The organism is Colwellia polaris, from assembly GCF_002104515.1.
In the GTDB taxonomy this organism is placed as follows: Bacteria; Pseudomonadota; Gammaproteobacteria; order Enterobacterales; family Alteromonadaceae; genus Cognaticolwellia; species Cognaticolwellia polaris.
On record NZ_NBOE01000006.1, the window covers coordinates 111,014 to 125,114 of the forward strand.

Here is a 14,101-nt window from a genome sequence, read left to right on the forward strand (position 1 = left end):
TCCCTACTTTCCACGTCTAAAGCTACGTGACGTTGTACTCTTACTGTTTCTAAAACTAGCATTTTTAGCACTTTTACTTGATTTAGCATAAGCGCTTTTATTGGTTGTTTTGCTAGCAAATCGATTGGCACTGGTTTGTGCGCTTTTACTTTGACGAGAGATACTTGACGCGCCAGTTCTGTTTTTACTATAGGTGCTAGTATACTTTTGTCCGCGGCGTTCAAATGATTTTTTAGTACGAGAGTCTATATCATTTTGCTTACGCAGTTGATCAGGAGAACTGTAGCGTTTACGGCCATAATCATTGTAATAGCTATAATTTCTATTTCGGCCCCAATCATTATAACTCGTGCGACGAGAGCCAAATAAATCACCCATCATTGAATACATGCCATACCAAGCCCAGAAAGACATACCATTTGAACCGGTTGTCCAACTGCCGTAGGAAGGGTTGCCAATAAGTTGTTCGCCGGTGCCAAAGTCTTGAGCTTTATTAGCCGACATACTTTGTGCTTTTGACATGGCATTGACGCGTGGCAAAGTTCCGTCGGACATATCAGCTAAAACGTTGAGCGGATCGCTTAAGGCATCAGAATATAAAACCGGATCAGCAGCCTGATATAAATTTAGTAGCTCGTCGTAAATAGCTTGAGAGCTTTCAAACATTTGTGGTTGATTTTTTACCGTGTTTAATCGATCAACTAATGCTAAAAACATAGGACCTTGGGTGCCGGTGTCTTTTAAAAATTCATTAATTAACGGTTTATAACTTGGTTTAGCAGTTAATAGCCTTGCGCCGTACTGACCAATTAAATTAGCGTTACGAACCTCGCCATTAGCAAGCGCTTTAGCAAGCATGTCAATGCGTTGTTCTGTGAGTGGAATTTGCTGAGTAATTTTCTCTTTAACTGGATCTGAACAAGCAAAGAGTAGTAACGTCAGCAAAAGTATCATTAATTTTAGGGGCTGCATTCCTGCCATACTGTCCTCAAAAATGCTATGGTAATCATTCATTAATACCATTTATGACATATTATGTCTAATGTTTTAGGTATATCAGTGAAATTTATTTATTGTACATTATAACCGTATGCTCATTTGCATTTGTAACTATTTTCGAGGATAACGTGCTTAATTCATCTCCTTTGTCATTTTCACCACTACTTGTAGAACAACAAGATAAAAGTTGGTTACAGTTTTCTCAACAATTTCCTAACGCGGCTGATAGCCTTACACCAGAGCGATTAGCACTATTTAAACGCGCAATCGCTTTAAGTGACTTTATATTACGCAGCGCCATACAGGCTCCAATCGTAATTGTTGAGCTGTTTAATAGCGAGCAGTTACTTACGACAAACACCCCTAATTATGGTGGTGTAATTAAAGAGAAGCTGGAACCATGTAAAACAGAAGAGCAATTACAGCATTGTTTGAGGATGTTTCGTTTAGAGCAGATGGTTCATATTGCTGTTGGTGATTTTTTGTTAGGCATATCGCTTGATGAGTCATTAAAAAGGTTGTCGTCTTTGGCAGATCACCTAATCATCGCAGCGAATGATTGGTTATCAATATTTTGTCAGGAAAAATGGGGCACTCCAGTTAACGCTGAAGGGGTTCCTCAACGTTTACTGGTTTATGGTATGGGAAAGCTTGGCGGCAAAGAGTTGAACTTCTCTTCTGATATAGATTTAATTTTTGTTTATCCTGAAGCTGGTGAAACACAAGGTGTTAGGCGCAGTATAGATAACCAATTATTTTTTACCCGTTTAGGTCAAAAATTAATAACGGCTTTGAATCAACAAACGGCTGATGGCTTTGTCTATCGTGTTGATATGCGTTTACGACCTTTTGGCGAAAGTGGACCATTAGTTTTATCATTTACTGCCATGGAGAACTATTACCAAGATCAAGGACGTGATTGGGAGCGCTATGCCATGTTAAAAGCACGTTTGATTGGCGAAAGCGATTATCATGATCAGTTGTCGACTATGCTTCGCCCTTTTGTATATCGCCGCTATATTGACTTTAGTGTTATTGATAGTTTGCGTCGTATGAAAGCTTTGATTGCACAAGAGGTTAGGCGAAAGCAACTGACCAATAATATTAAGTTGGGCGCTGGCGGTATTCGTGAAGTAGAATTTATTGTGCAAGTTTTCCAGATGATCAGAGGCGGTCGTGATACCGACTTGCAACATCGTAATCTATTAAAGGTAGTGCCCTTACTCGTAACCCACGGTGAACTTACCCCTCAAAGCGCGCAGGTGCTAACTAATAGCTATCGTTTTTTACGTCGAGTTGAGAATATTATTCAAGCAATAAACGATCAACAAACTCAAACGTTGCCTGAATGCGAATTAGATAAACAGCGTTTGGTGGCTATTCTTGCGGATAGCCAGTGTAGCGATTGGGCTACTTTTCTTACACAGCTTTCATTTCATATGCATGGTGTACATCAACAATTTGATGAACTTATTGGTGAGGAAAGCCCAAATAGACAAGCTGTAGATCAATACTGGACAACATTATGGGATAGCCAATGGAGCGATGAAGAATCTATTGCTTGGATTGAACATTCGCCACAATTACTTGATACCGCTAACGGGGTAATTTTTACCCATAGTGAATCTTTATGGCTTACATTGAGAGATTTTCGTCGTGAAATGGTTAAGCGAAGCATGGGAAGTCGTGGTAGGCAAACTCTTGATAAATTAATACCAACAGTACTTTGGCACCTTGCAGAGTTGAAATTAACCGATGAAACCTTAGCGCGGGTATTAGGGGTGTTAACTACAGTTGCCACTCGAACGGCTTATCTTGAGTTACTATTTGAGAATGAAGGAGCGTTAAAACAGTTAATACATTTATGTCGAAATAGTAGTTGGGTGGCTGAGCATATAGCCAAGTTTCCTATATTACTAGATGAGTTGATTGACCCCAAACTCTTCCATCAGCCACCGTTATTATCTTCTTATGTCGCTGAGTTGCGAGAAACTATGTTGCGAGTGCCTGAAGATGATCAAGAAGCGCAAATGATCACGCTACGTCAATTCAAACAAGCTAAACAATTGCGTATCGCTGCTGCAGATATCACAGGTATTTTACCTATTACCAAAGTCAGTGACCATTTAACCGCGCTCGCAGAAGCACTAGTAGAAGAAGTCGCCAACTTAGCATGGCAGCAAATGGCCTTACGCTTTGGTGTTCCTACGAGTAAATTAGATTGCCAAGATAAAGGTTTTGCGGTTATTGGCTATGGGAAATTAGGGGGGATTGAACTCGGATATAGCTCAGATTTAGATTTAGTTTTTGTACACGATGCTGATTTAGCTGAAATGACTTCAGGCGAAAAGTCAATTTCGGCTGGCCAATTCTATTTAAAACTTGCGCAAAGAATGATGCATTTATTTAATACACGAATGGCAAATGGTATTCTGTATGAATTGGATATGCGTTTAAGGCCTTCAGGTAATGCTGGCTTGTTAATGGTGCATATTGATACTTTCGCCCATTATCAAAATAATGATGCATGGACCTGGGAGCACCAAGCTTTAGTGCGCACGCGTATTATATATGGTCATAAAGCATTGGCATTAAGGTTTAAAGAAATTAAGCGCGACGTGTTAATGAGAAAACGTGACAAAGCAATATTACGTGAAGACGTGTTAAAAATGCGTGATAAAATGCGGCGCCATCTGGATAAATCATCATCAACTGAAATTGATATTAAACAAGGACTTGGTGGACTGGTTGATATTGAGTTTCTCGTGCAGTATTTGGTGCTCGCACATTCAGTAGAACACCCTAAGTTAAGTGCTTACTCCGATAATATTAATTTACTCGAATACTTAGCTAGTATTGATATTATTACTGTGCAACAGCAGCAAACTTTGGTTGAAAACTATTGTAAGTTACGTGATTTAAGCCATCGTGCAACGTTACAAAATAGCCCAGCAATGATGCCTACGTCAGAGTTGACCTCAGAGCATAACCCAGTAATGAATATTGTTACAGCGATACTGCATCAGAAAAATAGCGCAGCATTAGGTCTGCGCTAATAACTTTTATCTTTGGGTAATTTTAAACATTCTTTAGCTAAGTAAGGAATATCGTACTCTATTAAAACAATAGCACGTTGCTGGTAACAAAAATAAATTGAAAGGCCATTTTCAAAGTGGCCTTCAATGGCTTTACCTACTTGATATGAGGTTTTAATAATATCTTTATTGATTCTAAAAGGGCTTTTGACGATAAAATCACGATTTAACCACCAAATTAATTCAACATCATTGATTTTAGAATACTCAGTTAACTTCTGATACAAGGTTTCACCAAGGCGAAATGGGTGGTTGTCAGTATTGCCAGTCCAACTTCTTCGTAAAGGCCGAGTATTTATGCGCCTTTCTTCTAGTATTAACGCTAAATCTCCTTCTGGCTCAGATAAATAAACAATATTATTGCGAATCTTTGGACCTTTGCCGTCCATTTCGCCATGTAAATTGGCATAATAACGTGAGAGTCCATCGGCTGCCGCATTGCTATTTTTCTTCACGACGTTTTCAGTTTCACTTTTTTTCTCTTCTACAGACACATTTTCTGGCGTTGTTTCGCTTTTATGATGGTGATCTACATTCGTAACTGCAGGTACCTGCGAAGTACTTTGCTTGTCTCCGAATAAATGGGCTTTATTTAGCCAAAGAGCAGCACCTAAACCGATTAAAATAAGGCCTATAATAATTTTAAAAAATAATTTCATAAATCACTTATTGTCGTATGTTATTTAATTTTTATCATAGTTTGCCGTTTTGTATATATATTTAACAACTTATTTTAATTATACAATGAAGGATCGTCTTCGTTAGGTCGTGTTTTAAAGCGACGATGTAACCACATATATTGCTCTGGCTTAACCATAATAGCTTTTTCTAATTCTTGATTTATTCTTAAAACGTCTGCTGTATCGTCACCGGTAGGGAAATTATCCAGCATAGGCTTTATCTCTAATGTATAACCACTGCCATCGTCATTTCGAGTTGGAATTAGCATATGAGTTTGGGTGTTTTTTTGTCGAGCAAAAATTAATGTGCCCGTGGTTGAAGCGGTTTCAGGGACATTAAAAAAAGGTACAAATACGCTGCGATTTCTTCCGTAATCTTGATCGGGTAAATAAATACATGCTTCGCCATCTTTAAGGGCTTTAAGTAAACCTTTAACATCACGTTTTCCTAACATATATTTATTCGAACGGCCACGACCACGAAACTGAAAATATTCCATTAAAGGATTATTGTGTGGTCGATAGAACACCACCATTGGATGACCATAACCAATGCCGCGACAGTTAATTTCAGCACTCAGGTAATGCATGGCGAGTAGCAATATACCTTTACCTTGCTTCTGTGCTGCTTCAATATGTTCAAGGCCGATAACTTTAGTTTTGCGTTTTACACGCCAATTTGGCCACCACCAACCCATGCCGGTTTCTAGCAGTGCAATACCCGTATTTTCAAAGTTGCGCTTGAGCATAACCTGGCGTTCGGCGTCAGACATATCAGGAAAGCACAGCTCTAAATTTCTTAAAGCAACTCGTTTTCGACTTGAGCCAATTTTATAAAGAATTCGGCCGATTATTCTTCCTAGAAATAGCTGAAATTTATAGGGTAGCCAAGAAATGCTATAAAGAATAAACACTCCAATCCACGTTAGCCAATATTTAGGTAATAGGTAAGATATTTTAAAATTTGGTTGTAAAACTTTGTTTTTACTCACGGGATGATTTCAACTCATTGAATTGCTTGTGATACAATATTGGTTATTATATCTGTTATAGGGTACAGGATGAAAGTAGATATTCCCGCTTTTGAAAAAGCGCGTGTTTTAGTCGTTGGTGATATCATGTTAGATCGTTACTGGTCTGGACCAACACAACGTATTTCACCCGAGGCACCTGTGCCTATTGTTAAAATACATCAAGATGAAGATCGCCCAGGAGGCGCTGCTAACGTAGCTTTGAACATTGCCTCGTTAAGCGGTCAAGTTACATTGCTCGGTATTACTGGTGCAGACGAAGCCTCAAAAACATTGCAAACACAGCTGTCTGCAATGAAAATAAATTGTCAATTTATTCAGTCAGCAGATCATCCAACGATCACAAAATTACGCATTTTAAGTCGAAATCAGCAATTATTGCGTTTAGATTTTGAAGAATCTTTTGTAGAAATGGATAAAAAACCTCTGACAGAACAAACTAAAGCTTTAGTCGCTCAACATGATTTATTGTTATTGTCAGATTATGACAAAGGTACTTTGTCAGAAGTACAGGCACTTATTCAAGCGGCAAAAGAACAAAATATTCCGGTGTTAGTTGATCCAAAAGGTACTGATTTTTCAAAATACCGTGGTGCAACTTTAATTACGCCAAACCTTGCAGAATTTGAGGCGGTTGTTGGGCATTGCAAAAATGAAGCCGAAATTGTTAGAAAAGGTCAAGCGCTGCTTAAAGAGTTAGATTTAACGGCAATGTTGGTCACCAGAAGCGAGCAGGGAATGACCCTGTTAATGCATGATCAGCAAGAGTTTCATTTACCTACTCAAGCGAAAGAAGTTTATGACGTAACAGGAGCGGGCGATACCGTTATTGCTACTTTAGCACTTTCAATTGCCGCTAAAACCGGTTTTGCTCAAGCCAGTGCTTTAGCAAATATAGCAGCAGGTATTGTTGTTGGTAAATTGGGCACTTCAACGGTGAGCGAAGCAGAACTTAGCGCTGAACTTTTATCTGGCCAAGAAAGTGGCTTTGGTGTAATGACTGAAGATCAACTTAAAATTGCGGTTGAATTAGCGCAAGCGCGCGGTGAAAATATTGTGATGACAAACGGGTGTTTCGATATTCTTCATGCGGGTCATGTTTCATATTTAACCACAGCCAATACTTTAGGAACGCGACTTATTGTTGCCGTTAACGATGATGCTTCAGTTACCCGCTTAAAAGGGCCAGGTCGTCCTGTTAACCCAGTAGACCGTCGTATGGCTGTACTTGCTGGATTAGGTGCTGTTGATTGGGTAGTACCATTTAGTGAAGATACGCCACAACGTTTAATTGCCAATATCTTGCCAAACATTTTAGTAAAAGGCGGTGATTATAAAGTGGAAGATATTGCAGGTGGCGAAGAGGTAATAGCCGCAGGTGGTGAAGTTAAAGTGTTGAACTTTGAAGATGGTATTTCTACCACTAAAATTATTAACGCGATTAAACAAGAAGATTAAACTCTCATTGTTGATAACCGTATCGATTATAAGTGTTCATCTTACATATGTAACCTGAACTCTGGATAAGTAGCACTTGCTCAATGCTCCCTTTTAAGCCATTTACTGCGTTAAAACGTCGATAAATAGCGCGCTATTCATAAACGTTTTGCCTTGGAAATGGCATAAAATGAAGCATTGATGATATCTATTCGTGATGTTCACCTGGCTATAGCATTTACTTTATTACCTAAGCTTTTGGTTCACTTGAGTTTCAAGCACTCATTATCCAGAGTTCAGGTTATGTAATAAACCGCTATTTCAAATAGAAAAAAAGCAGCATATAAATGCTGCTTTTTTTATGTGATTTAATTAACGCAGGAATTGTTACTCAGCAGCAATTAAGCCTTGGTTAATATCTTTTAAGTCTTGTTCTGTTATTGTACCGCCGGCGCGTTTAAGTGCTAAAACGTTTTGAATATAATCGTATCGTGTTGAAGATAGATTACGTTTAGCGTTATAAAGGTTTCTGGTGCTATTAAGTACATCAACTATAGTACGAGTGCCTACTTCAAAACCTGCTTCTGTAGCTTTTAATGCACTTTGTGCACTTACCACAGATTGTTCTAACGATTTTATCGCTGATACTGCCGCTATAACAGTATTATAGGCATTACGAGTGTTACGTACTACGTTGCGGTAAGACTGCTCCATATCTTGACTAGCCGCAACATAATTACTTTGAGCTTGTCTAACGCTGCTTGAAATAGAGCCACCAGAATAAATTGGTACGGTTAATGTTATTCCGATCGAGTGACTATCTAGAGCAGGGTTATTAAAGTCAGTGTTGTTAACTTCACTATCTTGCTCTCTACTACCGTAGCTTCCTGATAGAGCCAAAGTAGGGTAATGGCCAGATCTTGCTAAATTGATATTTTCTTTTGCGATATCAATGTTTATTCTTTCAGCAATAAGCTCCAAGTTTTTAACTTCAGCGGTTTGTTGCCATTCGTTGGCACTGTCTGGCGCGGGGCGAGAAGTGCTAAAACGTTCCGTGTTTAAAATGTTTAAATCGCGAGGATAAACGTTGGTGATAACCCGCAATGCTTCTTCAGCATTAAATACTTGGTTTTCAGATCTAATTTCGCTAGTAACCGCATTATCATACTGTGCTTGGGCTTCATGAACATCAGTTATTGCTGTTAAGCCTACTGAAAACCTTTGTTTTGTTTGCTCTAATTGACGTTCAATGGCGGCTTTTTCAGCTTTTGAAAATTCTAAATCATCTTTGGCACTGAGTACTTGAAAATAAGCTTGAGTAACGCGAACAATTAAATCTTGTTTAGCTAATTGAAATGAAACATCGCTTTGGTGAGCGCGTTTTTTGGCATTATCAAGTTTTAACCAAGTACTGTGGTTGTACAATTCCATATCCAAATTAATACCGAAGCTAGTTGTATCAGTATTATTAGTTAGAATTTGACCTGAAGACTCTCCTGTGTCTGAGGTTGGAATAAATTCGCCCTTGCTTTTTGTATAGCTTGCAGAGCCGTAAATTTGTGGTAATAGCACCGCGCGAGCTTGTTCAATGCCTTCTTCAGTCGCTAAAAATTGCGCCTGAGCTCGAAGAACAACCGGATCATTTGCTTGTGCTTGTTGGTATACTGATAATAAGTCTTCGGCATTAGCTAAAGAGCTACTTGCAGTATAAGCAAGGCCAATAAATAGTGCGGTTATTGTTTTTTTCATCTTGAAGCGATTCCTGTAATAATGAACATGCTATTATTTTTTTAATTGTAACTATCTTAACGCGAATATTATATTAGCTAAATAAAATAAGTGTATAAGGAAGTACTCTAGTGTAACAAAATGTTAAACACTAGTGTATCGAAAAATCTCTTATAAAAAGGCCAGTTATAATAGAGGAACCCTTTAAATGAATATCACTCGAGAACCGCTGTTGCGCTTTGACTTAAGCGATGTAAAAGTGCAAAAAAAAGTTCGAAAATATCAAGGTTTTTTTGCACTAGATGAGTACCAGTTTCAGCATAAACTTTATGCTGGTGGTTACAGTAAAGTGTTAACAAGAGAGGTTTTTGAGCGCGGAAATGCTGTAGGGTTATTGCCTTATGATCCGAAAACTGACTCTGTGGTATTAGTCGAACAATTTCGAGCGGGTGCGCTTAAAAGTAAAACAGGGCCATGGCAATTAGAATTAATCGCGGGTATGTGTTCTGAGGATGAAGTGCCTTTAGACGTTGCCATTAGAGAATCTAAAGAAGAAGCAAACTTAGACTTAGCGCCAGAAAATGTAATTAAAGTCATGGACTATCTTTCAAGCGCCGGCGGTATGAGTGAATGTATTCATCTCTATTGTGCGCGTATAGATAGTAGCAATATCTCGGGTGTTTATGGCTTAGAATCTGAAGGGGAAGATATTTTAGTACACGTTATGACAAGAAAAAATGCCAATAAATTACTTGCTGAAGGAAAGATCCTTAATGCAGCAACTATTATTACGTTACAATGGCTAGCTCTGAATGTAGATAAATTTAACTCAAGCTGGAAATAAATGCCTGTTGTAGAAAAAAAATACCGTCCTCATTTACCCACATTAATGGCTTTATGTGAGATTAATTACATGTTACTACTTCGTATACTTGCCGATAAAGAGCAGGTAGGCGAACAAAGATGCTTTTTTATCTCAGATTTTTTAAGTTATCGCATTACTGTTAATGAGGTAACAAAATACACAACCTTGATCACGATTAATCAAGAAGCCAATATTCGCGGATATAATTTAACTGAGCTTTTTCGACCAAAAATGGTCGTACGTTTATATCATGATGCACGCATGGCTGAAGTGATAAGTAATCAAGATGTTCAACAAATTAAACCTCGTTATGATTACCCTAACGAGAAAATGCACTTACCTGATGAAAAACAACAAGTGAACTATTTTTTAAAAGAGTGGTTGCAGCTATGTTTAAAGTTTGGGCAAGTGAATTTCGACATTCCTAGAATTTGATCACCCCCATGCTAACGAAATTATCATCAAACCACTCAAGGTTAAATACACTGACTATTGCGCAATTAAGCGATAGTCATTTATTTGCAAACCGAAATGGTAGGCATCATCAAGCTAATGTATATGAAAACTTAAAACATGTTTTGTCTGCGATTAAAGCGCAACCGCTAATTGATGCTATTGTTTTCACAGGCGATTTAACTCAAGATCACACAGAAGCGTCATATCAGCTGTTTGTTAATGCTTTTGAAGCATGTGAAATTAATGTACCAGTTTATTATGTTTCAGGTAATCATGATGAGCCTTCGCTGCTAAATCAATATTTATCAAAAGCGCCATTTTGCCAACACAAGGTAATAGAAAATAATTATTGGCAAGTGTTATTAATAGAAAGCAAAAGCGACACACCTGCAGGAATCATTACCAATGGGGAATGTGAGCAGGCGGCTAAAGTCATTAACAGTGCTAAATCACAGTTACTATTAACCCATCATCACGCCGTTGATGCTGGTTTTTTTATTGATCAGCATGGCTTAATAAATAAAAATGAGTTTCATCAATGGGTAAGCAAATTTCCTTCAATTAAAGCACTTGGTTGCGGTCATATTCATCAGGCGTTAATTTTACCGGTGCAACTGGCCGGACGAAGTGTGAATTTATATACATGTCCTGCCACATCAATTCAATTTGATATGAACTCTTCTAAACCAGCGCCTAATGGTCAGCCGCCAGGTTATCAAGTATTTACCCTCACCAGTTCCGGTGAGTTAACCCGAAAAGTATTTTATGTCGACTATAACGAGAAAAAGTGATTATGATTAACCTATTGTATATTCATGGTTTTAATTCTTCGCCACAATCCATGAAAGCAGAGCAAACGCGAGAATACATAGCCAAAAACCATCCAGAGGTAAAATTTTATTGCCCACAGATTATTTCTTCGCCTAGCGCTGCCATTAAGCAATTAGAAGATATCATTGCGCTTGAACCAAGCGATTCATGGTACATAGTAGGCTCTTCATTGGGTGGGTTCTTTGCGACTTATTTTGCTGAAAAATATCAAATAAAAGTGGTACTCGTTAATCCTGCGGTTAAGCCATTTGATTTAATGGCAGATATACTTGGAGAGCAAGTAAACCCATATACGCAAGAACGATATCAAGTGCTTGAACAGCATATTGACGAGCTTAAAGCACTTGAACAAGAAAATATTTCTAAAAATAATTACTTGGTCATGGTACAAACAGGTGATGAAGTGTTAGATTACCAACAAGCTGTTGAAAAATACCGTCATTGCGAATTAATTATTGAGCAAGGTGGCGATCATAGTTTTATTAATTATGAAAATGCCTTGCCTAATATCGCGTTATTTTTCAACTTACCTCTATTAGCAGCACAATGATCAGAACATATAAATGAGCGAACAATATAATTCCGACTCCATCGAGGTCTTAAGTGGCCTTGACCCAGTACGCCATCGTCCTGGCATGTATACCGATACAACTCGGCCTAACCATTTAGGGCAAGAGGTTATCGACAACTCTGTTGATGAAGCCTTAGCTGGTCATGCACAAAATATTACGGTGATCCTTGATAAAGATCAGTCATTAGAGGTGATTGATGACGGTCGCGGTATGCCGATTGATATCCATCAAGAAGAGGGCGTATCAGGCGTTGAGCTTATATTTTGTAAGTTACATGCTGGTGGCAAGTTCTCTAATAAAAATTATCAATTTTCTGGTGGTTTACATGGTGTTGGTATTTCAGTGGTCAACGCGCTATCTACACGGGTAGATGTTGCTGTTAGGCGCGATGGTAAACTTTACGAAATGGCTTTCGAAAATGGTTTTAAAGTCGAAGAGTTAACCGAAACGGGTACCGTGGGCCGACGAAATACAGGAACACGTGTTAAATTTTGGCCTGATGCTAACTATTTTGATTCAGCTAAATTTTCTGCACGCAGATTAGTGCATTTGTTAAAAGCTAAAGCCGTTCTGTGTCCTGGCCTAACGATTAAATTTCATGATAAAAACGAAGACGCTAAATACCAATGGTGCTATGAAGATGGCTTAGTTGATTATTTAAAAGAATCGGTGAAAGCTTATGAAAGCTTACCAGAAGAACCATTTGTTGGCAGTTTTAGCTCTGTGCATGAAGCGGCTGACTGGGCTGTAACATGGTTACCTGAAGGTGGCGAGTCTGTTGGAGAAAGTTACGTAAACTTAATTCCAACAGTACAAGGTGGTACTCATGTAAACGGACTTCGCCAAGGCTTGTTAGAGTCAATGCGAGAGTTTTGTGAATTTAGAAATTTAGTACCACGGGGAGTTAAGTTAACACCTGATGATATTTGGGATAAATGTTCCTATATTCTTTCAGTGAAAATGGAAGACCCACAATTTGCGGGTCAAACTAAAGAACGACTTTCTTCACGCCAATGTGCTGCATTTGTTACAGGTGTAGTAAAAGACTCTTTCAGCTTATGGCTTAATGAGCATACTGAAATTGCAGAAGCATTAGCTGAATTTTGCATCTCCAACGCGCAACGTCGTTTGCGCGCTAGTAAAAAAATTATTCGTAAAAAAGTAACCCAAGGGCCTGCATTACCAGGTAAGTTAACTGATTGTGGTAGTCAAGACACTTTACGTACCGAACTTTTCTTAGTTGAGGGTGACTCAGCCGGCGGTAGTGCAAAACAGGCGCGAGATCGTGAATTTCAAGCAATAATGCCATTGCGCGGTAAAATTTTAAATACTTGGGAAGTCGACTCAGGGCAAATTTTAGCCTCGCAAGAAGTACATGATATCTCTGTTGCTTTAGGCATTGATCCCGATACCGATGATTTATCAGGGTTACGTTACGGTAAAATTTGTATTCTTGCCGATGCTGACTCCGATGGTTTACATATAGCCACCTTGCTTTGTGCGTTGTTTACCCAGCATTTTTTACCTTTAGTGCAAGCAGGTCATGTTTACGTTGCTATGCCTCCGCTGTATCGTGTTGATGTCGGCAAAGAAGTGTTTTACGCGTTAGACGAAGCAGAGAAAGACAGTATTTTAGACCGCATTGAAGCAGAGAAAAAACGTGGTAAAGTTAATGTTCAACGTTTTAAAGGTTTGGGTGAAATGAACCCTTTGCAATTGCGCGAAACAACTATGGACCCTAATACTCGACGCTTAGTACAATTAACGGTTGATGAACACGCAGAGACGATGGAACTTATGGATATGTTACTGTCGAAAAAACGCAGTGGCGATCGCAAAGACTGGCTTCAATCTAAAGGCGACTTAGTTGAGTTAGATTAGTCATGTAAGTAACTAAAAAATGAATTAGTCATTTTTTGCGTTAATTTATCAAGGTATAGTTTTTAATAACTATACCTTTTTATTTTTGAAAGGAACATTATGATTGAGCATCGACGTTTACGAAGTATATGTCACGCATCAGTGGGGACTAATGATTTAAAGCGTGCTAAGGCCTTTTATACGCCAGTGCTAGCAACATTAGACATTACTTTAGTGAGTGAATATGAACAAGCCGTAGCTTACGGTAAAGGTTATCCTGAGTTTTGGCTGCAACAGCCCTTCGATAAAATGCCTGCGACAGCTGGAAATGGTGTTCACTTTGGTTTTGTTGCGTTAAATAAGCGACAAGTAGATGAGTTTTATCAATGTGCTATTGCTTTAGGCGGAAGGTGTAATGGCACACCAGGTGCAAGACCAGAATATGGAACACCTTATTATGGTTGTTTTATTATCGATTTAGATGGTAATAAAATAGAAGCAAGTTATTGGCAAGTTACTGAAAAGTAATGGTATGTTGCTAATATTC

12 protein-coding genes are annotated in these 14,101 nt (G+C 38.6%); 8 read left to right on the forward strand and 4 right to left on the reverse strand.

All coding sequences use genetic code 11. The annotated features are described in order from the left end of the window. Nucleotides 1-3 precede the first annotated feature (3 nt). The gene (locus B6A32_RS11370; protein ID WP_233131397.1) at nt 4-1,014 is read right to left on the reverse strand and encodes a hypothetical protein; all 1,011 of its coding nucleotides are present in this window, start codon (nt 1,012-1,014) and stop codon (nt 4-6) included. Between the two features lie 113 nt (nt 1,015-1,127). On the opposite strand from B6A32_RS11370, the gene glnE reads away from it, so the two are divergent. Beyond that, nucleotides 1,128-4,055, forward strand: coding sequence for a bifunctional [glutamate--ammonia ligase]-adenylyl-L-tyrosine phosphorylase/[glutamate--ammonia-ligase] adenylyltransferase (gene glnE / locus B6A32_RS11375; RefSeq protein WP_233131398.1), 2,928 nt, complete (start codon nt 1,128-1,130; stop codon nt 4,053-4,055). Here glnE and B6A32_RS11380 read toward each other — a convergent pair. Then, complete coding sequence (locus B6A32_RS11380) at nt 4,052-4,753, reverse strand: TcpQ domain-containing protein (RefSeq protein ID WP_085304079.1); 702 nt, start codon at nt 4,751-4,753, stop codon at nt 4,052-4,054. The genes glnE and B6A32_RS11380 overlap by 4 nt on opposite strands. Before the next feature lie 74 nt (nt 4,754-4,827). Continuing rightward, nucleotides 4,828-5,766, reverse strand: a complete 939-nt coding sequence (gene lpxL / locus B6A32_RS11385) for an LpxL/LpxP family Kdo(2)-lipid IV(A) lauroyl/palmitoleoyl acyltransferase (RefSeq protein ID WP_085304081.1) — start codon at nt 5,764-5,766, stop codon at nt 4,828-4,830. Between the two features lie 69 nt (nt 5,767-5,835). Between lpxL and hldE the strand changes: the two genes are divergently transcribed. Continuing rightward, nucleotides 5,836-7,263 (forward strand): bifunctional D-glycero-beta-D-manno-heptose-7-phosphate kinase/D-glycero-beta-D-manno-heptose 1-phosphate adenylyltransferase HldE, encoded by a 1,428-nt coding sequence (gene hldE / locus B6A32_RS11390; RefSeq protein WP_085304084.1) that lies wholly within the window; start codon nt 5,836-5,838, stop codon nt 7,261-7,263. 366 nt (nt 7,264-7,629) lie between these two features. Here hldE and tolC read toward each other — a convergent pair whose 3' ends face one another. Beyond that, entirely contained in the window at nt 7,630-8,991 is a 1,362-nt protein-coding gene (tolC, locus tag B6A32_RS11395) for an outer membrane channel protein TolC (RefSeq protein ID WP_085304086.1), read from the reverse strand. Nucleotides 8,992-9,178: 187 nt separating this feature from the next. On the opposite strand from tolC, the gene B6A32_RS11400 reads away from it, so the two are divergent. The 6 genes from B6A32_RS11400 to B6A32_RS11425 all read left to right on the forward strand — a co-directional run bounded on the left by B6A32_RS11400 (nt 9,179) and on the right by B6A32_RS11425 (nt 14,082). After that, a complete protein-coding gene (locus B6A32_RS11400) occupies nt 9,179-9,814 on the forward strand; it encodes an NUDIX domain-containing protein (RefSeq protein ID WP_085304088.1) in 636 nt (211 codons plus the stop codon). Continuing rightward, nucleotides 9,815-10,270: a DUF1249 domain-containing protein gene (locus B6A32_RS11405; RefSeq protein WP_085304090.1), complete on the forward strand. Its 456-nt coding sequence runs from the start codon at nt 9,815-9,817 to the stop codon at nt 10,268-10,270. It abuts the gene before it with no gap. An 8-nt stretch (nt 10,271-10,278) separates the two neighbouring features. After that, nucleotides 10,279-11,082, forward strand: a complete 804-nt coding sequence (locus B6A32_RS11410) for a metallophosphoesterase (RefSeq protein WP_085304092.1) — start codon at nt 10,279-10,281, stop codon at nt 11,080-11,082. A 2-nt stretch (nt 11,083-11,084) separates the two neighbouring features. Then, nucleotides 11,085-11,672, forward strand: coding sequence for a YqiA/YcfP family alpha/beta fold hydrolase (locus tag B6A32_RS11415; RefSeq protein WP_085304094.1), 588 nt, complete (start codon nt 11,085-11,087; stop codon nt 11,670-11,672). 13 nt (nt 11,673-11,685) lie between these two features. Beyond that, nucleotides 11,686-13,575, forward strand: coding sequence for a DNA topoisomerase IV subunit B (parE, locus tag B6A32_RS11420; protein ID WP_085304096.1), 1,890 nt, complete (start codon nt 11,686-11,688; stop codon nt 13,573-13,575). 99 nt (nt 13,576-13,674) lie between these two features. Beyond that, complete coding sequence (locus tag B6A32_RS11425) at nt 13,675-14,082, forward strand: VOC family protein (protein ID WP_085304098.1); 408 nt, start codon at nt 13,675-13,677, stop codon at nt 14,080-14,082. Nucleotides 14,083-14,101: the final 19 nt, after the last annotated feature.

Bases quoted from the DNA above. Each gene is read 5' to 3' on its own strand.
- B6A32_RS11405 (WP_085304090.1), top strand. From the start codon at position 9,815: ATGCCTGTTGTAGAAAAAAAATACCGTCCTCATTTACCCACATTAATG.
- hldE (WP_085304084.1), top strand. From the start codon at position 5,836: ATGAAAGTAGATATTCCCGCTTTTGAAAAAGCGCGTGTTTTAGTCGTT.
- B6A32_RS11370 (WP_233131397.1), bottom strand. From the start codon at position 1,014: ATGAATGATTACCATAGCATTTTTGAGGACAGTATGGCAGGAATGCAG.
- B6A32_RS11415 (WP_085304094.1), top strand. From the start codon at position 11,085: ATGATTAACCTATTGTATATTCATGGTTTTAATTCTTCGCCACAATCC.
- B6A32_RS11425 (WP_085304098.1), top strand. From the start codon at position 13,675: ATGATTGAGCATCGACGTTTACGAAGTATATGTCACGCATCAGTGGGG.
- B6A32_RS11400 (WP_085304088.1), top strand. From the start codon at position 9,179: ATGAATATCACTCGAGAACCGCTGTTGCGCTTTGACTTAAGCGATGTA.
- tolC (WP_085304086.1), bottom strand. From the start codon at position 8,991: ATGAAAAAAACAATAACCGCACTATTTATTGGCCTTGCTTATACTGCA.
- B6A32_RS11410 (WP_085304092.1), top strand. From the start codon at position 10,279: ATGCTAACGAAATTATCATCAAACCACTCAAGGTTAAATACACTGACT.
- B6A32_RS11380 (WP_085304079.1), bottom strand. From the start codon at position 4,753: ATGAAATTATTTTTTAAAATTATTATAGGCCTTATTTTAATCGGTTTA.
- parE (WP_085304096.1), top strand. From the start codon at position 11,686: ATGAGCGAACAATATAATTCCGACTCCATCGAGGTCTTAAGTGGCCTT.